This window comes from Bacteroides timonensis (genome assembly GCF_000513195.1).
GTDB lineage: Bacteria > Bacteroidota > Bacteroidia > Bacteroidales > Bacteroidaceae > Bacteroides > Bacteroides timonensis.
Genome location: NZ_CBVI010000106.1, coordinates 1 through 23,421, shown reverse-complemented (window position 1 = coordinate 23,421; position 23,421 = coordinate 1). Strand labels below are relative to the sequence as shown.

Sequence of the window (23,421 nt, the reverse complement as noted above, 5' to 3'; positions counted from 1 at the left end):
AGTTTGTTCCGTATCTGCTCCGTGCCTGCTCCGTACTTACTCCGTATATAGTAGAAGTATCACTGACCGAGTAATCTACGGAGTAGTTACGGAGGTGATACGGAGATAGTATGGAGATGATACGGAGATCATACGGAGATGGCATGGAGCCGCTCTGAAACGAATTCCGCCAACGGGTTATTTAAGAGGTGTGTAGAGCGCAAGTAATATATGTCTACGAATATCCTTTTTGTGTAAGGAAACTTTCTTTCTGATTATCAAAAGCTTACAAGATGTTGATTTCTTGTCGACAAGAAGTTGGGAGTTTGTCGACAAGAAGTTAACTTCCTGCCGACAAACTCTTAACTTCCTGTAAATGGGAAAATAGTAAATTTCCGGTTTCCTTACACTATGTGACTCAGCCTCCGAGTATTAGGATTACCAATCTGATTGAACGGTGGTTATAACACAAATTCCTGATAGTTCTCTTTGTTTATTACTTTGAAAGACGCTTCCGGATAAGCTGTTGCGAAGCTGGTAGGGACATTCGGTTTTTTGTCTCCCCATTTGAATTCAAAAGCGGATAAACCTTCGGGTGATTCCTCTATTAGATCGATTTCTTGATTGTCGTATGTTCGCCAGAAATAAAATTCTTTGGCTCGGTTACGATTATAAGATTGCTTCATTCGTTCGCTGATTAAATAGTTTTCCCATAGTGCGCCCACATCTTGGCGTACAGATAGAGGAGTGAAATTTCCGATGATTGCATTGCGAATGCCGTTATCGTAAAAGTACCATTTTCCGGCTTTCACTACCTCTTTACGGAGATTGTGTGAATAGGTTCCCAAACGATACACCACGAATACTTTGGATAATAAGTCAAGATATTTTTTAACTGTATTTTTGCTCATCCCCAATTGCTTACCTAATTCGTCATAAGATACTTCACTGCCCATTTTAAATGCAATAAGACGCAGTAGTTCCTTCATCTTACCGGAATTTTTCAAACCGTCGATTGCTAAAATGTCTTTCAATAGATAAGCTCCTACAATATCTCGTAGATAATCAGTTTTCCGCTCGAAGCTTTCTAGCATCACTACTTCAGGATAAGAGCCATAGATAAGTCTCGATTCTAAGTGTTGTCTTGTTTCCAAAGCATTTTCTATTTGTGAAATCTCCTTTTGTGAGAATGGAGTCAGATGGAATTGGGTAGATCTGCCTATCAAAGGTTCACCAGCTTTGTTTAGTAGGTCGAAAGAGGAAGAACCGCTTGCAATGACTTTGAGACCTTTTTTATGACTAATTCATCTTTCTTCAACGAACACTATATCTTTTCTGAAATCAACCGGTGATACACCGGCCTTCCGTTTGAAGAACTTTCCGAATGAAGACTGGTCGGAGAAGTTGAGGGTGGTGGCAATCTCCTGTATGGAGAGTTTGGAATGTGTCAGTAAGTTACGGGCTTCGCTGAATAGCATTTCGAAGATGAAGTCGCTCACGCTTTGTCCTGTCACGAGTTTCACGATCTGCGTCAGATGATGGGCAGATAGGTTCAGGCGGGCAGCATAGAAATCTACCTTATGTTCTTCACGATAATGCGTTGCCAGTAGTTCGATGAATGATTTGATAATACTTTCGTATCGAGTCAGGCAGCCGTCCGTATGGGGGAGGTTGGTTCGTTCAAGGATGTCACTTAAATCAAGATAAAAGGCGAACAAACGGTTCAGAATGACTTCTTTGTGATAGAAATGCTCTGTACGGTCAATATTCTTATTGATGCTGGCTAATCGTTCGGCTAATAAAACGGCGTAAGGATGCGCTAAAGGAACTACCGGTTGGTTATATAGCCGCACACCGTATTTGGTCCGTCGGTAGATCATGTCGGTGGAGTCCATTTCATCCGTAAAAGCCTTGCTGACAAAGAGACATTGGCATTGAAAGTCATCACTACATTCATAAAAATGAAACAGATGAGCAGAAGATAGAAGTAAAAGCGTATCCGCTTGAATATCATACGCCTTGTAATTGATTACGGTATGTCCTTTTCCGGATAAAACCAATAAGATGATAAAAGCGTCCAGGTGGATATCTGACGAAAACTGTTCTTCCGCTTCCCGATGCCCGATAGTGATGCAACTGATTTTCTTTCGTGTGTCATTCCTGCTGCCACTAATGATGGGGAGTTCACTGATGTTTTTGATGCGTATAGAAGAGGCCATTAGGTGTGATTTTATGTTGTGCAAAGATAATGTAAACCTTTGAAATCTCCAAATTAAACCAATTTTGCCCAATTTGGGATTTCCCTCCGGCAAAGAATTTATCCGACCTTTGCAGCCGTTTTGAGGTAAATGATAATTTATCGCGCAAAGCGCGATAAGTAACGAGCTACAAGCTACAAGTGACAAGTACCTTTCGGCATGATAGCCGGGCGAATTATTATTCGCCCACGAGTACAGCGCAGCAACTCGTTACTGGTAGCTCGTAGCTCGTTACTTAATTAATTTAATAGGTATTATGAGGAAATTGAAAGTATTATTTGTCTTTATCGGTGCATTGAGCATTTCGTTGGCATCTGCACAAACTTTTCAGAAGATGACAATTGAAGAAATGTTCGAGTTGGCAGATGCTAATAGTCGCAGTATTCGTACGTTCCGTCTGGCGGAAGAGGAAGCCGGACAGGCAGTAAAGGTGGCCAGGAATGCTCTACTTCCTTCAATTGACGTATCCGTTTCGGTAAGTTATTTGGGGGATGCCTGGTTGGCAGACCGTGATTTTACAAATGGAGAGAATGCCGCTATGCCGCACTTCGGCAATAACTTTGCAATAGAAGCATCGCAGGTAATTTATGCGGGTGGAGCTATCACCAGCCGGATTGCCATTGCCAAATTACAACAGCAACTGGCAGAGTTGGATAAGGAAAAGAACAGGCAGGATATCCGCTTTTTGTTAGTAGGCAATTACTTGGAGATGTATAAATTGCAGAATCAGGCGGAAGTGTACCGGAAGAATATAGAGCAAACCCGGAAATTGGTAGAAGATATCAATGCCAAACAATCGCAAGGACTGGCTTTAAAGAATGATATCACTCGTTATGAGTTGCAACTGAAATCTTTGGAACTGGCATTGACACAGATTGAAAATGGTATCCTTATCCTGAACAATCAATTGGTTACGGTATTGGGTTTGCCCCAGGAAACGGTGATAAATGTGGATACTACCTTGCTGGGACGACTTCCCAAGCCCTCGGAAGAAGCTCATTGGCAGGAAACGGCGGTATTGAGTTCTCCCGTACTGCAACAGATGAAACTGAATATCAAGCAGTCGGAGTATAATGAACGGATTGCAAAGGCTGAACGTTTGCCGTCTATAGCTCTTTTTGCAGGTGATAAACTAGATGGTCCTATTACGATTGAAGTGCCTCCCATTAACAAAAATCTGAACTATTGGTATATCGGTGTAGGAGTGAAATTCGATATTGCTTCTACTTTCAAGTCGGGTAAGAAAATTCGTCTGGCACAACTGTCCACCCAGCGTGCGCAAGAAAACGACTTATTGTTGCAGGAGAATGTGCGGACGGAAGTAAAAGCGGCATATATCCGTTTTCATGAGGCTTTTACCATTTGCGATACACAAGAGAAAAGCCTGGAATTGGCAGCACAAAACTACAGCGTGGTGAATAACCGCTATTTGAATGATCTGGCGCTGATTACTGATATGCTGGATGCCAGCAATTCTAAACTGAATGCGGAGCTGCAGTTGGTGAATGCACAGATCAATATACTTTTCAATCTCTATAAGTTGAAGAAGACGGCGGGGTGCTTATAAATCGTCGTCAAGTAATTTTTCATCCGCAGATGACACAGATTATGCGGATTTTATTTTTCTGAAAGGCATAGCGCAGCCGTAGGGACTGTGCAATCCGCGTTATCTGCGGATGAAAAATGGTTTTTGATATATGAATGTAAACTAATGAATTAAATAAGACATGGAACGTAAAAAGAAAAAACTGATTTATAACGTAGTGGTTAGCCTCTTACTTATCACCGGACTGGTGTGGGTATGTTCCCATTTCGTTCACCTCGGCAATGTAGCCTATACAGACAACGCACAGGTGAAACAACTGATTGTCCCCGTCAACAGCCGTGTACAAGGTTTCATCAAGAAAATCTATTTCGATGAATACCGGGAAGTACATAAAGGCGATACTCTGGTCTTGATTGAAGATTCCGAGTTTCGTTTCCGCCTGGCACAGGCTGAGGCTGATTTTCAGAACGCCATTTCGGGAAAGAATGCGGTGGCCACCACAGTACATACTACTCAGAATAATATAGCAGTATCTGATGCCGGTTTGCAGGAGGCAAAAGTCCGTTTGGATAATGCCGAACGTGAATACCACCGGTATAAAAACCTTTTGGCACAGGATGCCGTCACTAAACAGCAGTACGATGCCGTGCAGACAAATTACGAGGCATCCAAAGCGCGCTATGAACTTCTGCTTCGCCAACGTCAATCTACAACTTTGGTAAAGCAGGAGCAGACCCATCGTCTGGAACAGACGGATGCAGGTATCAAACTGGCGCAAGCTGCCCTGGAGCTGGCGCGTCTGAACCTTTCTTATACCGTTATCCTCGCTCCTTGTGACGGAACTACCGGTCGGAAAGAAATTCAGGAAGGACAACTGATACAGCCCGGGCAGACTTTGGTTGACATTGTCGATGAAAATGAGAGATGGATAGTAGCTAATTATAAAGAGACGCAGACTACCCATATCCGGGAAGGCCAGCCGGTAGAAATAGAAGTGGATGCTGTGCCCGGAATAACGTTTAAAGGTGCTGTGAAATCTATTTCCCGCGCTACGGGTGCCAGCTTTTCTCTTCTGCCGCAGGATAACTCTGCCGGAAACTTCGTGAAAGTAGAACAACGTATTCCTGTCCGTATAGAATTCTCTGCCGGCAATCGTCCGGAAGATATGGAACGCCTGCGTGCCGGTATGAATGTGGAGTGCGTAGTAAATTATTGATATTATGCACGAAACAGGACCTTTTTCCATTCCGGCCATCCGTGATTTTGTTCCTCCTAAATTGCGTCCCTGGATCATCATTGCCTTTGTCATCGTTTTCCAATTTTCCGGTGGCCTCTATTTGGCGGCAGTCAGTGAGATGGTCGGTTCTACGGCATTGATGCAGGAAGATATTATGATGGCAGGCTACGCTTCTATGATAGGCATGGGGCTGACATTTGCCATCATGTTTCGACTGAAGTTCCGCTTTGCTTCGAAAACTTCATTGATGACGTGTAGCATTGCTCTGATTGTTTCTAATCTGATATGTATGCATACGCATAGCATTCCTGTGCTGGTGATCACCTGTTTCTTTGCAGGAATCTTCCGCATGTGGGCTACGTTCGAATGTAATTCCACCATTCAGCTATGGCTTACCCCTAAACGGGATTTGTCGGTATTTTTCTGTTTTATCTATCTGTTGGTGCAGAGTTGTATTCAGCTGTCGGGACTGATAACAGTCTATACAGCATTTTGGGCAAAGTGGGAGTATATGCATTGGCTGATTATTGGTTTATTATTATTGGTGATGCTGGCTACATTGTGCCTGTTCCGTAGTTATCGCTCTCTGCCGAAGTTGCCCTTGTTCGGTATCGATTGGTTGGGGGCTTTAATGTGGGGACTTGTGTTGTTGTGCATCCTCTTTGTCTGTGTATATGGGGAACATTACGATTGGTATCAGTCTTTCCAGATCCGGGCGGCAACCGTCATCGGTATACTTATTCTTGCATTGAATTTGTGGCGTGCATCTTTTATTCGTCACCCGTTCATTGCTTTGAAGACCTGGACGTATCGTGCCGTATGGTTTCCCTTTATACTATATATAGTAATAGATATTCTGCTGGCGCCTTCGCATCTCTTTGAGCACATCTATATGGAGAGTATATTAGGGTATGATGCCCTGAATGTAATTTCGCTCAACTGGGTGGTATTGCTGGGAATTGTAGTGGGAGCAGGCTTTACCTTTTTCACTTTTTCCCGTCGTAAGTGGCGATATAAGACAATGACTGTGATTGCATTCTCTTCCATTACGGGCTATCTGATGTATTTTTATTTCGGCATTGACTATGCTTTGCCCAAGGAGACATTGTTTGTGCCGCTATTCCTGCGCAGTTTCGGGTATGTGATGATAGCTATTTGTTTCCTTACAGTGCTATCTCGTGTCCCTTTTCAGCATTTCTTTCAGGCGGTGTCCGTACAGTCGTTTGTCAGTGCCGGATTTGGTGGGGCTTTGGGAACGGCTATACTGGGGCATGCTCTCAATGGGGCAATGAAAAAGAACTTGATATTACTGGGTTCGGTAGTGGATCATGTAAATCCTTTCATCAGCCGGATACCCGTTGGAGAAGTGTACGGTGCTGTGCAGCAACAGGCTCTGATGGTTTCTATGAAAGAACTGTATGGCTGGCTCACTCTGATGGCTTTGTTCTGTCTGTTGGCCTTCCTGGTTTACGAGAGTGATATTCGTCCATATAAAGTACTGCATCCTACCTATCGTTCCATTCGTCGTTTTGTGAAGCATGAGTTGCGTATGGATAAAAAACTGGAAGCTACAGCATAAGTTGAGATTTTTTTGTTCTTGTATTGGATAGCTTTGACTAAAATTGGTAGGGAGAATAAGGTGAATTATTATTATTTTTGCAGCCCGAAAGTGGACGTATATTCCACGAAATGTATAAGTTAAGTTTATATGGTAAAAGATAATTCAAAGCTGTTTATTCTAGTCTTATTGGGTATGCTGACGGCCTTCGGGCCTTTTGTCACGGACATGTACCTACCGAGTCTTCCGTCTATGGGAGAATATTTCAGTACAAGTTCTTCAATGGTTCAGTTAGGACTGACTACCAGTATGATCGGACTGGCCGTCGGGCAGATATTCTTCGGCCCTTTGAGTGACCGTTATGGTAGACGCATACCGTTGCAGGTTGCTATGTGGTTGTTTATCGTGTCAACGATTTCTTGTTTGTTTGCGCAGAATATTCAGCAATTCGTCGCTTTCCGGTTGATACAAGGTATTGCCGGAGCAGGGGGGATTGTTATAGCCCGTTCCATTGCTACGGATAAATTTTCGGGCAAAGATCTGGCAAAGATGCTGGCGATCATTGGAGCCATCAATGGCATTGCTCCCGTGGTAGCACCTATTATTGGCGGAGTGTTTACGGAAGCCATCGGTTGGCAGGGAATTTTCATAATTTTACTTGCATTGGGTGTGCTCCTTTTGATAGGATGTATGCGTTTCCGTGAATCACTTCCGGCGGAAAATCGCCTGGCCACGAAATGGGCGGATACTTTTAATAGCTTCAAGGTGGTGCTTCGCAATAAACAGTATGTCTGCTATGTGCTGCAACTCGCTTTTGCACAAGGAGTACTGTTCGCTTATATTGCTTCCTCACCTTTCATAATACAGCAACATTATGGTTATTCGCCCTTTGCTTTCAGCATTTGTTTCAGTATTAACGCCATTGCCATCGGTGGTGCGGCGGCATTTTCCGTGAAGTTTCGCCGGCCTGCAAACGGAACGCTGGTCGGGTGTATGGGTATGCTTGTTTTTTCTTTACTCGAATGTTCCGCTTTGGCTTTGGGTTGCAGCTTCTGGATTTATGAACTGCTGCTGATAGCGGTTCTTTTTATGATGGGGATGACGTTTACCACCTCTACTGCATTAGCCATGGAGTGTGAGCGCACGAATGCCGGAACAGCTTCAGCACTATTGGGTGCTGTTTGCTTTTCATTCGGCGGCATTGTCTCTCCCCTGGTAGGCATTGGAAATATCCTGGTTTCTACAGGGGTTATATTTGTTATCTGCTCTTTCTGTTCCCTTTCCTGTATTTTGTTGGCTTTAGGTAGAAGGCGTACGAAGCTTTACTTCGCATTCAGTACATCCCAGAAGCGTTGAGGCAGGTGAATGTTAGGCACATCCGCAGCCTCTTTAAATAAAGGGGCAATCTCTTTCGGGGCGAATCCGGCAATGCCGCATCCTATCTCTGTAACGAGGAAAGTATATTGTGAATGCTCTTTGGCAAAGCGGATAAACTCATCTACATAAGGTCTGATGGCTTCTGGTCCACCATGCATGGTCGGAATGCCATAGGTCTGCCCCTGTAATCCGGTTCCTTGTCCCCAGATGGCTCCCCATTTTTTCCATGCCAGATAAGCGGCTCCGCCACCATGTGCGCCTTCCAGGTTGCTGCCAAAAACGAATATCTCGTCCGGATGTAATTCTGTGATACGATTAGAGGTAATTCTTGTTTTCATACTTTTGTGATTAGGTCATAATTAGTTTTTTCTTCTTTTCTTCATTTTTAAACTCTTGCTTTTCAGCAAAAGTAACCTTTAGGTAACTATCTTACCGGTTTGTAACTTCTTGTTTATAAGTAAAATAGTATATAGCTTTGCATCATCGGAAAGTCACTGACTGCATTTGCGAAGTTAGTGAAAAAACTGATGAATGCAACTATTTTATAAACAAATTAAAAGCAAAAAACAATGAAAGAACTTGCAGTAAAGAATTACAAGACCGCAGAAGGTCAGAAAATCAGTCAGGGTGGTAATGAATTTACAGTGAAACCGATTGTTGAGCAGGCGGATGTGGACCAATGCCGTGTGAACTTTGTAGAAGTGGAACCGGGTAATTTTGCCTATGGATATCATTATCACGAAACGGACGAAGAGGTGTTCTATATCATCAGTGGTACAGGAATTGTTCGCACAGCTAATGGGGATGTGACGGTGAAGGCCGGTGATGCAATAACTTTCCCTACAGGTCCTGAAGGTGCGCATGTCATTCGTAACGGTTCGGATACGGAAAAGTTGGTTTATATTGACTTCGATACGAATAATCTTCCGGAGATTGTACATCTTCCCGATACAAATCAGGTAATGGCTTACGGGAAGTTCTCTAATGGGGTTTATGATAAGAAGTAAGGGGGGGATAAATTAAAGAGTTAGCCCCATCAGTAAATTTAGTGATAAAGCATTATAAAAGACAGTATTTCTCTTGTTCTGAAATGGCCTCTAAATCGGTGTTAGGGAAAGTCGTTACCTTTCCCTAACTCCTTTCAGAAGGTACTGTAGGAGCGATTTTGAGGGTGGCTCTCCGTTTTCGGACAAAAACGCGTGGATGTGAAAAATATACACATAATGTGCGTTGGTGACCTGTAGCTCATAATTATTCCTAACTTTACCTCCGGAAGCTAAAGAAACTTGTATACTATGGGACTCTTCTGATTTTTATTGTAACTTTGCATAATGCATAACTCTAATATTGGGGTATATGAAAATTAGAGAAATGCCCTTGGATGATATCGACCTTCTTGTTAAACTCAGATTTGATTTTATCAGAATTTAGGTTTCGTACCTATTAAAGATATCGCTAAGTAAGTGAACATAATTAGTTCATATTATGATAAATGATAATTTAGCGGTGAGAATGAATAGGCAGAACTATCTCAATTCTCCTCCTCCGAGGAGGAGGAGTACCCGTAGGGGGAGGTGGTAGGTAAAATAATAAATACCTATTAATAAGAATATTAAGGAATTCTTTCCCACCTACCACCCCGCCCTCTGGGCACCCCTCCTCCAAGGAGGAGGGGAATTGAGATACTCCGACATCTCACCGCTAAATTATCATTTATAGAACAAGCTAATTTTGCATGAGTACTTATACGATTGAGGTTATAATATTAAAGAAATAGGAAATATGGAAATAGATTTAACGACTCCGGCTCTGTTGTTTTCGGCAATTTCATTGATAATGTTGGCTTATACCAACCGTTTTATGTCGTATGCCCAGTTAGTACGTACTTTGAAGGAACAATACCGGGAAAATCATTCGTCGGTAACCGCGGCACAGATTGCCAATCTTCGTAAACGTCTGTATCTGACGCGTGCCATGCAGGTGACAGGAACAGGCAGCTTATTGTTGTGTGTCGTAAGTATGTTCTTTATTTATATACAACTTTATCTTGTATCCATCTATATCTTTGGGCTGGCAATGGTGTTGCTGATTATCTCTCTGGCTATCTCTGTGTACGAGATTTATATTTCGGTGAAGGCTTTAGAGATACATCTGAATGATATGGATGAATAACCGGATAGAATGAGTAATCTTGTCCCCATATTAGGAGTGAACAGGCACCGCCTGCTGATTGACGGTGAGGGAGTGACCACATTGGTGGCTTTTCATGGTTGTCCTTTGCGTTGCAAGTATTGTCTGAACCCTCAGTCTCTATCCGATGATTTTGATTTCCCGCTTTATTCCTGTGAACAACTGTATGAGAGGGTGAAAGTAGATGAACTTTACTTTCTTGCAACTCGTGGTGGTATTACCTTTGGTGGTGGTGAACCTAGTCTGCGAAGTGAATTTATCAGCCGTTTCCGGGAACTTTGTGGGAAGGAGTGGAGGATTACAGTAGAAACGTCTTTAAATGTACCCCGGAAGCATCTGGAGATTCTATTGCCTGTGGTAGATGACTATATCGTAGATATCAAGGATACGAATGATGAAATCTATCAAAACTACACAGGCAGAAGCAATCATCAGGTGCTCGGAAACCTGCGTTGGCTTATAGAGCATGGAAAAGCCGAACAGATTACAGTCCGTATCCCCTTTATTCCGCAGTATAATAAGGAGGAGGATACTACGCATAGCATAGATTTACTAAAATCTATGGGACTGAGTCATTTTGATGTATTTACGTACCGAACTTAAAAATTACTTCTTATCAGGTTCCGTCCAACGGTCATAATGTACATTCTCCGGTTTCCATTTATCTTTCGGAAGTGGGTTCTCAGCCGGATAACCGATAGGGATTACATTCAGAGGAACAATCTGTTCGGGTAATTGGAGTATTTTCTGTACTTCTTTTACCCGTTCGTCTATGGGATAAACGCCTGTCCAGACAGCTCCTAATCCTAAAGCTTGTGCAGCCAGCAACAAGTTCTCACTGGCGGCGGAGGCGTCCTGTACCCAATACTCTATACCCGCACCACTGATAGCTTTAGTTAAATCTCCGCATACGGCAATAGCCAACGGAGCGTCTTTGACCATCTTGGCGTAAGGAAGAGTAGAACCCAGTTCATTCATCGTTTCTTTGTCTCTGATGACAATGAAAGCCCAAGGTTGCCTGTTGGTTGCTGTAGGAGCTGCCATGGCAGCCCTTAACAATTGCTCTATTTTTTCATCTTCTACTTCTTTAGGCTGATAAGAGCGAATACTGGTTCTTGCATGTATGTTGTCAAGAACCGAAAGTTTATTATCCTGTTTCATGGTAGGTTCCTCCATCTTATTAAGTTGATTGGGTTTCGGTTGGATAGATAATGCAGTTACTACTATAACCAAAGCTAGATTGAAAGTGTTCAGCGCATAGTGCATTGTTTGCTCTTTGGGCCTTTTAGAAAGATATGAGATGATTAGGGTACATAATGCGATGCCTGCCAGTAATCCCAGGAAGAGTATCCAGTCGAAACTGAAAGCACTTGCCGGTTTGTCTGCCGAATGCTCCTTTGCATACTCCATGGCCTTATGTACAGACTGGATAATGGCTACGGAAGATTCTGTGGCTCCGGATATTCCGTCCACTTCTTTATGGATTGCTTCCTCCGGTGAAAGATTGCTCCACTGTTGTAACAGACCGCTGTTTCGTACTTTGGCAAAGTAGCTGGGTGTTTCGGAGTTTTCCAGAGCTACTACTTTTAGAATACGGTTATCTTTTATATAGATTTCCAGAGGAACATTTCCGCCGTACCCGTTAATATCTTTTGTTAGTTGCCGGGTAGATATTATCTGTACTCCGTCATCTGTATGTCGTAGTATCCCGGAAGTTCCTGTTTGGCTTTCTGTCGTATTTTCGCTTTCAGAAAGAATGTTCCCAAACTTGTTTCCCTTGCAGATGGTGACTGCCAGAACCAGGAAGAAACAGGTTATCAGGCTAATGATGACTTGGGCTTTTAATGTTTTCATATTTAGCTGCTATTTATTGTGTATGCAAATTTAGGGGATTTTTGCTGAAAATAGAAGTACTTATTAAAAAGTAATGAGATGGTTTTACTTTATTTATCATATGGAGGGATAGATAGTTAATGTTGATATATTTTTTGTTTTAATGATGGATGGCCTATTTATAGCCACTTTTATTATAAATTGTATTATTTGTTTTTATCAGTCTTTAATTTGTATATTTGAATTAAAAGTTGCATATTCGCATCGGAATAATATGCCAAATATGTTCATTTTATAAATAAAGTATGAAGAAATTATTATTGTTGTTTGTATCAATTTTTGCGCTTCTATCGTGTGAGGTGAAAAATTCTTATCAGGGAACCAGAGACTGGTAAAGACTTCTCTTTGGTTGATGAAATTAGCGTGAGTGTTAATACTACGGAAAATACTCGCTGCCTGCTCTATGCCGGTGATCCTTATGTGGATGGTCATTTAGTCGGAGACCCCATTCTGATTGACTATGCTCCGTTTACGGAAACTGTCCGGATTCCTAAAGCTACAGATAAGTTGTATTTGTTGATGAATGGTCAGATGTCTACCTATTCGAAGGGGGATATTGTTGTCAATAAAGGTGTTACGAGGGCTGAGAGTGAACTGAGTGACGCGCTGATTACGGCCATCAATAATTATTATCCGGAAGGAATCAGAAATACGCCGAGTGATAGCTATGCGGAGTGTTCTGATTTGATAGTTGGAAGTGAAGAGAGTGAGGTCTGGATTACTTATGTGGGTAATGGTGGTGCTCACCTCAATAACAGTTTGTACTATTATACTTATAAAGATGGCGACGATGACTTTCAAAATCTGACTCTTGTATTCGATGGAACCCAAAGTATTGGTACGAAGAAAGCACTTGGTAAATTTAAAGATTGTAAGATAGGGTTTGCTTGCTCGTATTCGTCAGGTGTTTATCGGTATTCAACTCCGAAATTTAATGTGAAGCATAACGATGGGCTATTACTGGCATCAGGGGTTATCAGAACGCTGACGTTCAATGGTAAGGAGTATCAAACATTGGGTATGGAGGATCAGATTCCAGGTGGCTGGTTTGATCAGGATTACAATGATGTGTTGTGTGTGATTGAATCGACTCCTACTTTGAAGCCTGAGATTGAAGTTCCGGTTCCGGAACTGGATCCTGCTAAGATTGTCTGGCAAGGAATGTGGTTATTCGAAGATAACTATCCGTATCAGGGAGACTATGATTTTAATGATGTGGTGGTGAGATTCCGCATTGAAGAGCCTAAAGACGGTAATAATGCAATGGCATATATCCAGGTTATGGCAACAGGAGCAACCTTTAGTAATAGCTTTGGTATCAATGGTAAGACATATGTTGAAGGTTTGAGTGGTTTTATGAATGTATATTCAAATACTGCCAAGGTAGATACTGAGGTTATTCAGATTACTCTACCGAAAGCATCAGAATATATCCCAATGCTGGATAACGGAAGAGCTACTTTCGACCTTAATTCTTATAATACGCATAGTGCTGATTTCCCCAATGTTCTTGAAGTTCCATCAGCTGATTTCAAGTGGTGTCTGGAAAAAATCAGAATTGATGAGGCTTATCCTATGTATACGAAGTGGGTGGATAGTGGATGTAAATCGTACACTAACTGGTATAGCGGAGAACGAAATGATGATAAGGTATATTTGAAATAATATTTTTTGAAGAAGTTCCTTTAGTTGAGTTAAATAGGTTTCTGTCCGGACTTGATGAACGGCTGAAACCTATTTTTTTGTTGCATTCAGTTCAGTTAATTCTTTATTAGGAGTGTTATGAATTAAATGAACTATCTCAATTAGGATAGTACTATTTAATCACTTTAGTTCCTTTCTAATACGTTTAGACTTAAACCATAGTTGCAATAATCTGAATAAACAGTATGAGGAATACCATTGCAATAGGATAAACCGTAGCATAAGCCACACTCGGAATGTTGCTGTCAGTCATAGAATCAGCTGCTGCAAGTCCCGGAGTACTAGTCATACCACCGGTGATGGTTCCCAGCAAGTCGAGTATGTTGATTTTGAATACAAACAGTCCGACGAACACCGCTACTAACATAGGTACCAGCGTAATAGCAGCACCTACTCCGAATAGCAACCAGCCGCTTTCCTGGAAAGTCGCTACAAGATTGGTGCCTGCCGAGGTGCCGACTTCGGCTAGGAATAGCAACAAACCTAACTGGCGTAATAACTGATTAGCAGGTCCGGACATAGACCATAGAATAGGGCCTGTCTTACCAATTGCACTTAAAAACAAAGCTACAATCAGAATACCGCCCGTCAATCCCGGGGAGAAAGATAAACCACCGGGGAAAGTTATATTCAGTTTACCGAACAATACCCCTAAAACAATACCCATTGCGATAGGGAAGAAGTCTGTGTCTGATAACTTTTTAGCATTGTTTCCCAGCAAGCGAGCCAATCCTTTGAGTCCTTCTTTTTCACCTACCACCATTAGTTTATCACCGAATTTTAAAGTCAGATCCGGCGATGGAGACAGGTCGATACCGCTTCGGCGAACACGTGTGACAGTACATCCGAAGTTCTTCATCAGGTTCAGATCTCCCAATTGTTTATTGATCATATCCTTTTTGGTCAGCAATAAGGATTCGATCTCCTGCGTGTCTACCAGAGGCAATTCGCCCTCTTCGTGTTCTCCGACTAAAACTGAAAGTTGGTTCAGAGCTTCCTCACTGCCCACTGCCTGTATATAATCATTTTCATGTAGCACCGTTTGTGCTGTGGGAATGGAAATTCTTTCATCATGTTTATGGCGTGAAATAACAGCGCCTGTCATGGCCCGTGCATTGATTTGCATCAGACTGCGGTTGAATACGGCGGGATTTGTAACACGATAGATACAGGTCGTCAGTTCGGGAAATTGGCCGCGACGTTCTTTTTCCAGTCGACGGGCCTCCTTGTCCAGATCAATACGCATGATACGGGGGAGCAATTTTACAAACAGGATAACACCTATAACCCCAAACGGATAAGCGATACCATAGGAAATGGATGCCAACGGAGAATTTGTACTGTCGATGGCTACGGCAAGTCCCGGTGTACTGGTCAGCGCACCGGCTATCAAACCTACCACACTGGGCGTATCGATGTCGAATAGGTATTTGAGCCCGACAGCTGTAAGAGAAGCCGAGCAGATAATCAGCATGGTAATTATGATCAGGGTCTTTCCTTTGCTTCGGAACGAGTCGAAGAAACCGGGGCCGGCCTGAATGCCGATAGTAAAGATAAAAAGTACCAATCCGAAGTTTCCTAATTCTTTAGGAATGACTACACCGAAGTGTCCAAAGAGAAGGGCAATGAAAATAACTGCGGAAACATCCAGTGATAAACCTTTGATTTTGATTTTTCCCAGCATGAAACCCAATGCGACAATGAGGAAGAGGGCGAAATAGGAGGAATTAAGTAGGTCAGCAAACATGAATTTAGATTATTTGTTGATTTTGCCGCAAAGGTACGGAAAAAGGAGCCAAATTCATAGTCTGGCTCCTTAATAATCACTATCTAATGTAGTTGTTTCAATAATTCCTCTACCGCTACTTTCAGCTGTGTATCTTCGCCTTTCACAATTGTTTCGGGTGAGTTGGCTACTTTAATATCCGGTTCCAACTGAGTGTTCTCCAGATAACTGCCATCGGGCAGGCGGTAACCAATCACAGGAATACCGAATACCAAGGTAGGATCTTGCAGGCGTTCCCATGATACACTGGTCATAGTGCCCGGGACAGGCATACCTACCAGCTTGCCCAGTTTCTGATGACTGTATACCCACGGTGTGCCGTGTGCATTGGAATAGTTGGCTTCGCACGTCAACATGATGGATGGTTTGTTCCAGCGGCGGCTGGGCATATCGCAGGCTTCACGGCCGCGAACCACCTGTGTGAAGTATTTCTTACCACTGAACAGTATTTCTATATCTTCGTGCAGGCGACCGCCTCCGTTGAAACGTGTGTCGATGACAATGCCTTCACAATTATTGTATTTTCCCAAGATATCTGAGTAGATGGAACGGAAACTGTCATCACCCATAGATTTGATGTGCACATAGCCCAGTTTGCCGTTCGACCATTTTTCAACATCTGCCGCACGTTGTTTTACCCAGCGCTCGTAGAGCAATGCGCTGAGCTCACTGTCCTTGATGGGGATTACCACTTCTTCCCAACGCTCTTTCGTTTTAGGATTATAGAGTGAAACAAGAGTTTTCTTTTTTACCTTGTCATTGAGAAGCACGTAATAATCAGTTTCAGGAGTAATCTCTTTGCCGTCAATCTTTTCAATAACAATGCCGGCTTTCACCTTTGTGGTAGCCTTGTCGAACGGGCCTTTTTCTATCACTTCGGCAATGAGCATCCCTTTATCCTGATAGTTCCAGTCGAAAAGTAACCCCAGACTGGCTGTAGGCTCGCTTTGTCCATCCGGATAGAAACGGCCTCCGGTATGAGAGACATTCAATTCGCCCAGCCATTCACTTAAAAGTTCGGAGAAGTCGTAATTATTATTGATGTGTGGCAGAAATTTATGATAGGCTGCCGTCATGGTGTCCCAGTTGACTCCGTGCATATTGGTATTGTAGAAACGCTTTTGCTGTTGCTTGTATACATGATCGAACATGTACTCGCGTTCGGCTGCCAGATCCAGTTTTACCTGAGCAAGATATTTAATAGGTTTCAAGTCATCGGAAGCCATGTTCATCTTCTGCATATTCTTACCGTTCAGAATGAAGAGAGTTTTTCCTTCTTTATCCATTTCCAGAGAAGTCCATCCGGCATCTACTTTGTGAAGTAGTTTGGTTTCCTTCTTGCGCAGATCCATCTTCCATAAGTTACGTCCGCCTTCGGCGCTTGCTAGGTAATAGAGGGTTTTGCCATCTTTGGAGATGAGGGTACTCCCCATATTTGATGAGTTTGGTGTCAGACGTACGATGCGGTCTTCTATGTTTTTCAACTCTACCACGACATCTTTTACCTTACTGCTGTCTTTATCAACTATCTTCTTCCGGTCGGAGTTTGCTTCTTTATACAGTTCGTAATCCTCTTTGCTCAGACTGAATTTATCGTATGCATCCTGATTCAGGAATACCAGCATGGCATCGTCCAGAGAACCCCATGAAGCGTGTGCACGCATACCGTAGCGTTCGGTAATGAAAAGAATGGCATTGCCGTCGAGCACGAAGCTGGGTGAACCGCTTGTGTATCCGCTATTAGTCAGATTGACAATCTCGCCATTGCCTTGTGCACTGACCAGACCTATATCCGAGTATGGATCGTGCTTGTTTCCGATAAATTCCAATGTAAACCATTTGCCGTCCGGAGACCATGCATAGTCAAATCCTCCGCCTGTGCTGTACCAGGTGGAGCCATCGGTGATCCGGCGTACTTTCTTGGTTTCCAGGTTGAGCACCATCAGGTGGTTACGGTCTTCAATGAAAGCTAACTCCTTACCGTCGGGTGAGAATTGCGGATGTGAGCGTTCTACGGTGGTAGAGGGTAATAGCACCTCTTCCTTTATTAAAGTCGCGTTTGGGAAATTCGGATCTTCTTCCCGAACTATCTTAGCCAGATAAATCTGCCAGTTGCCACTACGTTCACTGGCGTAGGCCAGCGTCCGGTTGTCGGGAGCAAACGAGAGACCATCTTCTTCTGCTGCCGTATGTGTGATCTGTTTGGTCGTGGCATAGTCCGCAGATGTGACGAATACTTCACCACGTACAGTGAAAGCAATCTGTTTGCCGTCCGGTGAAACTGTAGCGGAAGTTGCTTTATCCGGATATTTCAGATAGGCTATTTGCGGCTGGTCGTCACGAATGATTTCCACATTTATCTTCCGGGGATTCGAGCCTTCCTGTTGGGTATAAATCTCACCATCGTATCCATAGCACAAGGTGCCGTTGTTACTCATTGAAAGGAAACGCACGGGATGGGTTTTAAAGCTGGTTATTGTTTTTATCGATTGGGGTTGCGAAATCGGGAAAGAATATACGTTGAATGAGCCGCCATTGCGTTCGCTCAGGAAGTACACGGTTTGTCCGTCCGGTGATAATACCGGATTGCGGTCTTCACCTCCGCGCTGGGTAAGGTTGGTGTGTGTGCCTGTCCGGACATTGTACATCCACACGTCGCGGGTAATGGAAGAAGTATGATGTTTTCTCCATTCGTTTTCGCCTCCTTTACGGTCCTGATAGAAAAAGCGGTTACCGGATTTATCGAAACATACAGCTTCGGCAGGGGTGGCCAGAATTTGTTCCGTGCGTCCGCCTGCTGAGGGAACTTTATAGAGTTCGGTCATTGAAGCGGCGGGAAAGAGGGCGCTACTTGCCGGGTCCTGAATGGACGCTGAGAATAAGACATGTTTGCCGTCCGGAGTAAAAGTGGAGGGGACTTCATTGGTTGAATGGGTAGTCAGCCGCCGGGCTGTTCCACCATTCGCCGACATTACAAAAATGTCGAAATTTCCATTCCTGTCACTGGCAAAGGCTATCTGTTTGCCATCCGGTGACCATACCGGGGTACATTCGTAAGAGTCTTGTGTAGTAAGCTGTGTAGCTGTTCCGCCTGTGGCTGGTACTTTGTAGACATCCCCTTTATAGCAAAATACAATTTCTGTTCCGTCGGGTGAGATTTGTACATCACGCATCCAAAGGGGAGTCGTCGCATAGCTGGTTATTGCCGTGAAACTAAAGGCAATATAAGCAAGAATTTTCTTCATAAGTATATTTAATGCGTTTTTATGCAAATATAGGTAATTAGTCTGTAAATATGAAAAAGCATGGTCTGATATTCATATTTTTTCCTTGGTTTTGTTATATTTGCGAATATAATATTCTGTATCTACTCCTTATTTAATAAAGAAACTACATGGAAATCAACTCTCTTGGTAAAACGAATTTCGACGCACTATTTAGAGCTTTTGACCAGGCTTTTGCCGATTATGAAGTGCAACAAAACAAAGTGCAGTTCAACGCTCTGTTGAAGCGTCGTGGCTTTGATCCATCTCTTTCCTTTGCCGCTTTCGAGGGAGATGAGATTGTATCTTTCACTTGCAATGGGATTGGAAATTTCTTCGGAATGCCGACGGCTTATGATACGGGAACGGGGACGCTTAAGGATTACAGAGGACAAGGGCTGGCTACCCGTATTTTTGAGCATGCTATTCCATACCTGAAAGCGGCGGGTATTTGCCAGTATTTGCTGGAAGTGTTACAGCATAACACAGGAGCAGTTTCTGTTTACCGGAAACTTGGCTTTGAAGTTACTCGAGAGTTCAATTACTTCAGGCAGGAGAATTTAGAGATAAGGAATGATTTGAAAATCATTAACCATCCTTACTCCGTTCAACCTGTTGATGTTCGTCAATATGATTCAATCTCCGGTTTCTGGGACTTTAAACCTTCCTGGCAGAATAGTCTTGAATCCATTGCGAGGTCACCCGAAGACTTTATCAGTCTGGGAGTATTTGCTGATGATAGTCTCGTCGGATATTGTGTGTTTGAACCGGCATCAGGTGATATTACCCAATTAGCGGTTGATAAACGGTATAGAAGAAAAGGAGTTGCTTCCTTGTTGCTTCAACGGATGCTGGAGTCAAATAGGTGTGAATCTGTTAAAGTTATAAATACGGATATTTCGTGTACTTCGATTACCGGCTTTCTGAAAGCGAAGAATATAGCGGTGAGAGGGAGGCAGTTTGAAATGATCAGAAAGCTATAATTATGGATAGGAATGCTCGGCGATTAGGATGCAGCGGTTTACGCTATGGTTTACGTCAATGGGTAATTTAAGGCCGTTTGGGGTACTTTTGTGAGATCTTGCTAAAAAGAAAAAAGCATCGATAATCTTTCGATTATCAATGCTTTATCGGTAGTCGGGATGACAAGACTTATTGTGCACGTATTCGCTTTTGTAAAGAGCTGATTATTAATTAGTAATGATATGGTAATCCTTAGCTTTTTCATATAATACGTCCCGATTTCGTCCCGGTAAATATTATGTTATTCTTTTTATTATCAGTCTTTTTTGGTGAATTTGGTTTTTATATTCTTTAGTAACTGAATCATATTATCGCATTCAATACTTAAATCAGCGGAATCAATGATTCTAATATTCTCAGCATCATTTTCATCTACTTTAGGAGTTTTATAATATACTTTTGCATCAGATATTTCAGCATTGGAACCACTTAGCTGGAATGATACTAATTGGTATTGCGACTCTAATTTTTCTTGATAGTCTTTGATATCGAGTCTATGTTTTATTAATTTTGCCATAGTACTTTATTTGCTCATTAATATTTGAATTGTTCTTTCTTTCTCTTCAAGTAATTGCTTGAGATGCTCTATTTCTTTGTCTTTATCTGTCATAACTTCGACGGTCGCATTCCCATATATGGAAGCTGCGCTGCCATTACCATTAGCTATTGATTGATTCAAAGGTGCACTATCAAAGAAGTATCCTATGGGTACATCGAATATGTGGGCGATTTTTTCTAATTCACCAGCCTGAATCTTATTGAGATTAATACAACGGTGAAGGTTTTGCTCTGACATTCCAATTTCTTCGGCTAAACGCTTAATACCACCTTCTTTTCGCTCACATAATTCTCTTATTTTTAACAGGTTCATAATCAGCTATATATAAGTAATGGCTAAAAAATATAATAATTTTAATACTAAAATATTTGGATGTGATTAATAAATACTTTAGCTTTGCGTTATAAAATTAAGAATAAAAACTGTAATAATTATGAGAAAGGAGCAAAAACAAACGAAAATGGTACTTAAATACCATTATGAACAATTGTCCAGAGATGACAAAACTGAATTGCGAGATGAATTCCTCAGACAGAGTGGAGTGTCTTTGCCTGCCTTTTATAATAAAATGGCAAATGATTCATTTAAGCCTCTTGAGAGAGAATTGCTTGAGAAACTTTTTAATGATAAATAATCTAATTATATGATTATGACAAGTGATTATATTACAGCAGCAGATGCTTTGGAAATTTCGAATAACGACAGTGTAATTGACAATATTATGGTCGAGATAAGGAAAGAAGCTTTAAAAGGAGGTAAGCATATTATCTATGTGATAATTAGAGAAAGTGATATTCTTCTTTTACGGGAGTTGGGATATAGAGTTATAGAGGATAGAAAGAGAAAAGACGTTTATTCAGTTTCATGGGATGGAAACAATAACTAACATCGAATTCTACAACACCCCCGAAGGTGATGTAATGATGAAGGAGTTTGGCAAGCCGACTATTGTACTTAAAGATACTGAGCGGCCAACCATTGAATACATGCTTACTATTATTCGCGACCGTTATCCAAAAGCGCACACCCGACTGATGGAACTCTATTCAAGCAGCACGATGAACCGGTGGCATTATGAATTTAAGGTCGTTCATCGCTTTATACGTTGCAACTTCGGAGAATATGACCAATACAACTTTGACATTAATAAAGACGGTCTGTTTATGTTTGAAGAGGTTAAGTGTCCTCTCCGGGGTGAATGTGAACATGAAAATGTCATTTGTCGTCCGGAACTGGATACAGCATTGACCGAGCGTGAGATGGAGGTGTTTAGGCTAATTGCTTCCAATTTGCAAACGGATATGATTGCAGGTGAGTTGCATCTCTCCCCTTGTACTGTGAATCGCCACCGGGAGAATATCAAAGCTAAAATAGGTGCCTGCGCTGTTGCAGAGATGGTTTCCTATTGGTATCAGAATAATCTAAAATAAGCCATTCGGCTTTTATTAATACTAAAAACAGAAGAATATGGAAAAGCTAAAATTACAACCGTTTACTGTCATCTCTTCTCCGGATGACAAATTTAAAATCTGGGTGCAGCGTCCTATGTATAATGGGAGGATTGCATGTACTTGCGGTTTCTCTTTAAAAGGGCGGATGGCATTTGTGGATGCTATAGACAAACTATCGTACATCTCGGTAGAAGAATCCAACAGCATTGATGAAGATATGAGTCACATCATACTGCGTGTTGGGGATAATAAAAATGCTGTCCGGCTGATAGAGGACTTGCCGGAGCTAATGGAACAATATCTTATTAATGTATAGGGTCATGGTAACTAAGGAATATGACATGGATGTTAATGTTGTAAATGCATTAAAATCTGAGATATCGGAAAAGGATCTTCCTGTGCAGTTGCAAACTGGATTTCCATTTACTTCAGAAAATGGAAATCAAATGATGCACGTGCAGATGGATTGTTCGGATGAGTATGCCGATGAATTGGGAGAACTTATAAGCCAGATTATTAATAGAATTTATTGTCTAACCTAAAAATATACAGCCAAAGCATTACAATTATGTTCTTTGGTCCAGCCCCGCCAGGCGAGGAAGGACTATATTAACCACTTCCGTCAAGATAAACCTTTAGAAGGAGTTTACTTCACAGGGTTTGCACGCGAAGTCCTTGAAAAGAGAAGCAGGCGCAAGCCTGAACACTATGCAGCGATCTATGACGCAATTATGAAGCATATAGATGCTTTTTCCAAAGAATTTGACTGCGATATATTCACTAATTCCGTTACGGGTGAATTTCTTGATGATTTCATAATTTATTTGGAAGATCAGGGACTCAGGCATAACACAATAGTAGGGTATATCCGGAAAATTCAAACGCTTGTCCGCCGGGCATCACAATACAACTATGCGGTAGATAACACCTATGATGAGATTGATTTGAAATGTGAGCCTACCAACGCAGTGTTCTTGTCAATGAATGAAATTGCAAGGATATACTACTACAAGTTTGAAAAGCAGGATAAACGGAAAGCGAAGGAAAGGATTAGGGACTTGTTTGTGGTTGGGTGTCTTACCGCTTTGCGTTACTCTGATTACTCCACCTTAACGAAAGACAACTTTCAGGGTGATTATTTAGTCAAGCGGACAAAGAAGACGAATGTTGATGTCAAGATACCACTACACGCCTATGTGAAAGAAATCTATGCTAAGTATGGCGGTGTTATCCCATGCAAACTTTGCATTCAGTATGTCAACAAATATTTGAAGGTAATAATGAAAGAGATTGGCTTGAATGATCTTGTTACTTATTCATTTACCAAAGGTGGCAAATTGATAACGGTTACCCGTAAGAAGTGGGAACTAATAAGTAGCCATACAGCAAGAAGATCAGCAGCCACCAACATGTATTTAACTGGTCGGATGACAACACTGGAAATCATGCGGCTGACCGGGCATCGTACTGAACAGAACTTCTTCCGATATATCCGTCTGACAAATGACGACACGGCAAGAAGTATTTCTGGAGATATATTTTTTAGGAAGTAAAAAAACAGAGCCTCCTCTTTGACTTTGGGGAGGCTCATAATAAT

22 protein-coding genes and 1 pseudogene are annotated in these 23,421 nt (G+C 42.1%); 15 read left to right on the top strand and 8 right to left on the bottom strand.

What is annotated here, in order from left to right; translation table 11 throughout:
- Window positions 1-440: 440 nt before the first annotated feature.
- Both BN161_RS19935 and BN161_RS19930 read right to left on the bottom strand, forming a co-directional pair.
- A pseudogene (locus tag BN161_RS19935) lies at window positions 441-1,268 on the bottom strand (ATP-binding protein); the annotation flags it as partial.
- A gap of 15 nt (window positions 1,269-1,283) precedes the next feature.
- Window positions 1,284-2,198 carry a helix-turn-helix domain-containing protein gene (locus BN161_RS19930; protein ID WP_044269609.1) on the bottom strand — a complete coding sequence of 305 codons (915 nt, stop codon included), beginning with the start codon at window positions 2,196-2,198 and terminating at the stop codon, window positions 1,284-1,286.
- A 295-nt stretch (window positions 2,199-2,493) separates the two neighbouring features.
- Here BN161_RS19930 and BN161_RS19925 point away from each other — a divergent pair, with 295 nt between their 5' ends.
- The 4 genes from BN161_RS19925 (at window position 2,494) to BN161_RS19910 (ending at window position 7,934) form a co-directional block, all read left to right on the top strand.
- Window positions 2,494-3,804, top strand: coding sequence for a TolC family protein (locus BN161_RS19925; RefSeq protein ID WP_044269607.1), 1,311 nt, complete (start codon window positions 2,494-2,496; stop codon window positions 3,802-3,804).
- Between the two features lie 160 nt (window positions 3,805-3,964).
- Window positions 3,965-4,999 carry an HlyD family secretion protein gene (locus tag BN161_RS19920; protein ID WP_044269605.1) on the top strand — a complete coding sequence of 345 codons (1,035 nt, stop codon included), beginning with the start codon at window positions 3,965-3,967 and terminating at the stop codon, window positions 4,997-4,999.
- A 4-nt stretch (window positions 5,000-5,003) separates the two neighbouring features.
- The gene (locus BN161_RS19915) at window positions 5,004-6,599 is read left to right on the top strand and encodes an MFS transporter (RefSeq protein ID WP_044269602.1); all 1,596 of its coding nucleotides are present in this window, start codon (window positions 5,004-5,006) and stop codon (window positions 6,597-6,599) included.
- A 129-nt stretch (window positions 6,600-6,728) separates the two neighbouring features.
- The gene (locus BN161_RS19910; protein WP_044269601.1) at window positions 6,729-7,934 is read left to right on the top strand and encodes a multidrug effflux MFS transporter; all 1,206 of its coding nucleotides are present in this window, start codon (window positions 6,729-6,731) and stop codon (window positions 7,932-7,934) included.
- On the opposite strand, the gene BN161_RS19905 is transcribed toward BN161_RS19910, so the two are convergent.
- The gene (locus BN161_RS19905; protein WP_007212286.1) at window positions 7,901-8,293 is read right to left on the bottom strand and encodes an A1S_2505 family phage non-structural protein; all 393 of its coding nucleotides are present in this window, start codon (window positions 8,291-8,293) and stop codon (window positions 7,901-7,903) included. The genes BN161_RS19910 and BN161_RS19905 overlap by 34 nt on opposite strands.
- 231 nt (window positions 8,294-8,524) lie before the next feature.
- Between BN161_RS19905 and BN161_RS19900 the strand changes: the two genes are divergently transcribed.
- The 3 genes from BN161_RS19900 (at window position 8,525) to BN161_RS19890 (ending at window position 10,748) form a co-directional block, all read left to right on the top strand.
- Window positions 8,525-8,962, top strand: a complete 438-nt coding sequence (locus BN161_RS19900) for a cupin domain-containing protein (RefSeq protein WP_044269600.1) — start codon at window positions 8,525-8,527, stop codon at window positions 8,960-8,962.
- A 775-nt stretch (window positions 8,963-9,737) separates the two neighbouring features.
- Window positions 9,738-10,127: a DUF2721 domain-containing protein gene (locus tag BN161_RS19895; protein WP_044269598.1), complete on the top strand. Its 390-nt coding sequence runs from the start codon at window positions 9,738-9,740 to the stop codon at window positions 10,125-10,127.
- 9 nt (window positions 10,128-10,136) lie between these two features.
- Window positions 10,137-10,748: a radical SAM protein gene (locus BN161_RS19890; RefSeq protein WP_044269597.1), complete on the top strand. Its 612-nt coding sequence runs from the start codon at window positions 10,137-10,139 to the stop codon at window positions 10,746-10,748.
- A gap of 3 nt (window positions 10,749-10,751) precedes the next feature.
- Here BN161_RS19890 and BN161_RS19885 read toward each other — a convergent pair whose 3' ends face one another.
- Window positions 10,752-11,999, bottom strand: coding sequence for a nitroreductase family protein (locus tag BN161_RS19885; RefSeq protein ID WP_044269596.1), 1,248 nt, complete (start codon window positions 11,997-11,999; stop codon window positions 10,752-10,754).
- A gap of 384 nt (window positions 12,000-12,383) precedes the next feature.
- Here BN161_RS19885 and BN161_RS19880 point away from each other — a divergent pair, with 384 nt between their 5' ends.
- Window positions 12,384-13,703 (top strand): LruC domain-containing protein, encoded by a 1,320-nt coding sequence (locus tag BN161_RS19880; RefSeq protein ID WP_044269594.1) that lies wholly within the window; start codon window positions 12,384-12,386, stop codon window positions 13,701-13,703.
- A 190-nt stretch (window positions 13,704-13,893) separates the two neighbouring features.
- Here BN161_RS19880 and BN161_RS19875 read toward each other — a convergent pair whose 3' ends face one another.
- Window positions 13,894-15,489, bottom strand: a complete 1,596-nt coding sequence (locus BN161_RS19875) for an aspartate:alanine exchanger family transporter (RefSeq protein ID WP_044269591.1) — start codon at window positions 15,487-15,489, stop codon at window positions 13,894-13,896.
- 83 nt (window positions 15,490-15,572) lie between these two features.
- The gene (locus tag BN161_RS19870) at window positions 15,573-18,773 is read right to left on the bottom strand and encodes a S41 family peptidase (protein WP_044269589.1); all 3,201 of its coding nucleotides are present in this window, start codon (window positions 18,771-18,773) and stop codon (window positions 15,573-15,575) included.
- Between the two features lie 149 nt (window positions 18,774-18,922).
- Here BN161_RS19870 and BN161_RS19865 point away from each other — a divergent pair, with 149 nt between their 5' ends.
- Window positions 18,923-19,774: a GNAT family N-acetyltransferase gene (locus BN161_RS19865; protein ID WP_044269587.1), complete on the top strand. Its 852-nt coding sequence runs from the start codon at window positions 18,923-18,925 to the stop codon at window positions 19,772-19,774.
- Between the two features lie 296 nt (window positions 19,775-20,070).
- Here the strand turns inward: BN161_RS19865 and BN161_RS19860 are convergent, their stop codons facing one another.
- Window positions 20,071-20,331 (bottom strand): hypothetical protein, encoded by a 261-nt coding sequence (locus tag BN161_RS19860; RefSeq protein WP_044269585.1) that lies wholly within the window; start codon window positions 20,329-20,331, stop codon window positions 20,071-20,073.
- A 6-nt stretch (window positions 20,332-20,337) separates the two neighbouring features.
- The gene (locus tag BN161_RS19855; protein WP_044269583.1) at window positions 20,338-20,685 is read right to left on the bottom strand and encodes a helix-turn-helix domain-containing protein; all 348 of its coding nucleotides are present in this window, start codon (window positions 20,683-20,685) and stop codon (window positions 20,338-20,340) included.
- Between the two features lie 121 nt (window positions 20,686-20,806).
- On the opposite strand from BN161_RS19855, the gene BN161_RS19850 reads away from it, so the two are divergent.
- From BN161_RS19850 to BN161_RS19825, 6 genes are read left to right on the top strand one after another with little or no spacing between them, the layout of a single operon-like run.
- On the top strand, window positions 20,807-21,007 hold the full coding sequence (locus BN161_RS19850) for a hypothetical protein (protein WP_044269581.1): 201 nt from the start codon (window positions 20,807-20,809) through the stop codon (window positions 21,005-21,007).
- Between the two features lie 9 nt (window positions 21,008-21,016).
- Window positions 21,017-21,259: a hypothetical protein gene (locus BN161_RS19845; RefSeq protein ID WP_044269579.1), complete on the top strand. Its 243-nt coding sequence runs from the start codon at window positions 21,017-21,019 to the stop codon at window positions 21,257-21,259.
- A complete protein-coding gene (locus BN161_RS19840) occupies window positions 21,243-21,803 on the top strand; it encodes a response regulator transcription factor (protein WP_044269578.1) in 561 nt (186 codons plus the stop codon). The genes BN161_RS19845 and BN161_RS19840 overlap by 17 nt, the downstream gene beginning before the upstream one ends.
- 37 nt (window positions 21,804-21,840) lie before the next feature.
- Window positions 21,841-22,140 (top strand): hypothetical protein, encoded by a 300-nt coding sequence (locus BN161_RS19835; protein ID WP_044269576.1) that lies wholly within the window; start codon window positions 21,841-21,843, stop codon window positions 22,138-22,140.
- Between the two features lie 4 nt (window positions 22,141-22,144).
- Entirely contained in the window at window positions 22,145-22,366 is a 222-nt protein-coding gene (locus tag BN161_RS19830; RefSeq protein WP_125910880.1) for a hypothetical protein, read from the top strand.
- A gap of 33 nt (window positions 22,367-22,399) precedes the next feature.
- Complete coding sequence (locus BN161_RS19825) at window positions 22,400-23,377, top strand: site-specific integrase (protein ID WP_044269574.1); 978 nt, start codon at window positions 22,400-22,402, stop codon at window positions 23,375-23,377.
- Window positions 23,378-23,421 lie beyond the last annotated feature (44 nt).

Excerpts from the sequence above, each read along its gene's own strand:
- BN161_RS19830 (WP_125910880.1), top strand. The coding sequence starts at position 22,145 with ATGGTAACTAAGGAATATGACATGGATGTTAATGTTGTAAATGCATTA.
- BN161_RS19885 (WP_044269596.1), bottom strand. The coding sequence starts at position 11,999 with ATGAAAACATTAAAAGCCCAAGTCATCATTAGCCTGATAACCTGTTTC.
- BN161_RS19925 (WP_044269607.1), top strand. The coding sequence starts at position 2,494 with ATGAGGAAATTGAAAGTATTATTTGTCTTTATCGGTGCATTGAGCATT.
- BN161_RS19840 (WP_044269578.1), top strand. The coding sequence starts at position 21,243 with ATGGAAACAATAACTAACATCGAATTCTACAACACCCCCGAAGGTGAT.
- BN161_RS19905 (WP_007212286.1), bottom strand. The coding sequence starts at position 8,293 with ATGAAAACAAGAATTACCTCTAATCGTATCACAGAATTACATCCGGAC.
- BN161_RS19900 (WP_044269600.1), top strand. The coding sequence starts at position 8,525 with ATGAAAGAACTTGCAGTAAAGAATTACAAGACCGCAGAAGGTCAGAAA.
- BN161_RS19930 (WP_044269609.1), bottom strand. The coding sequence starts at position 2,198 with ATGGCCTCTTCTATACGCATCAAAAACATCAGTGAACTCCCCATCATT.
- BN161_RS19915 (WP_044269602.1), top strand. The coding sequence starts at position 5,004 with ATGCACGAAACAGGACCTTTTTCCATTCCGGCCATCCGTGATTTTGTT.
- BN161_RS19860 (WP_044269585.1), bottom strand. The coding sequence starts at position 20,331 with ATGGCAAAATTAATAAAACATAGACTCGATATCAAAGACTATCAAGAA.
- BN161_RS19910 (WP_044269601.1), top strand. The coding sequence starts at position 6,729 with ATGGTAAAAGATAATTCAAAGCTGTTTATTCTAGTCTTATTGGGTATG.
- BN161_RS19920 (WP_044269605.1), top strand. The coding sequence starts at position 3,965 with ATGGAACGTAAAAAGAAAAAACTGATTTATAACGTAGTGGTTAGCCTC.
- BN161_RS19870 (WP_044269589.1), bottom strand. The coding sequence starts at position 18,773 with ATGAAGAAAATTCTTGCTTATATTGCCTTTAGTTTCACGGCAATAACC.
- BN161_RS19850 (WP_044269581.1), top strand. The coding sequence starts at position 20,807 with ATGAGAAAGGAGCAAAAACAAACGAAAATGGTACTTAAATACCATTAT.
- BN161_RS19895 (WP_044269598.1), top strand. The coding sequence starts at position 9,738 with ATGGAAATAGATTTAACGACTCCGGCTCTGTTGTTTTCGGCAATTTCA.
- BN161_RS19845 (WP_044269579.1), top strand. The coding sequence starts at position 21,017 with ATGATTATGACAAGTGATTATATTACAGCAGCAGATGCTTTGGAAATT.
- BN161_RS19855 (WP_044269583.1), bottom strand. The coding sequence starts at position 20,685 with ATGAACCTGTTAAAAATAAGAGAATTATGTGAGCGAAAAGAAGGTGGT.
- BN161_RS19890 (WP_044269597.1), top strand. The coding sequence starts at position 10,137 with ATGAGTAATCTTGTCCCCATATTAGGAGTGAACAGGCACCGCCTGCTG.
- BN161_RS19835 (WP_044269576.1), top strand. The coding sequence starts at position 21,841 with ATGGAAAAGCTAAAATTACAACCGTTTACTGTCATCTCTTCTCCGGAT.
- BN161_RS19865 (WP_044269587.1), top strand. The coding sequence starts at position 18,923 with ATGGAAATCAACTCTCTTGGTAAAACGAATTTCGACGCACTATTTAGA.
- BN161_RS19875 (WP_044269591.1), bottom strand. The coding sequence starts at position 15,489 with ATGTTTGCTGACCTACTTAATTCCTCCTATTTCGCCCTCTTCCTCATT.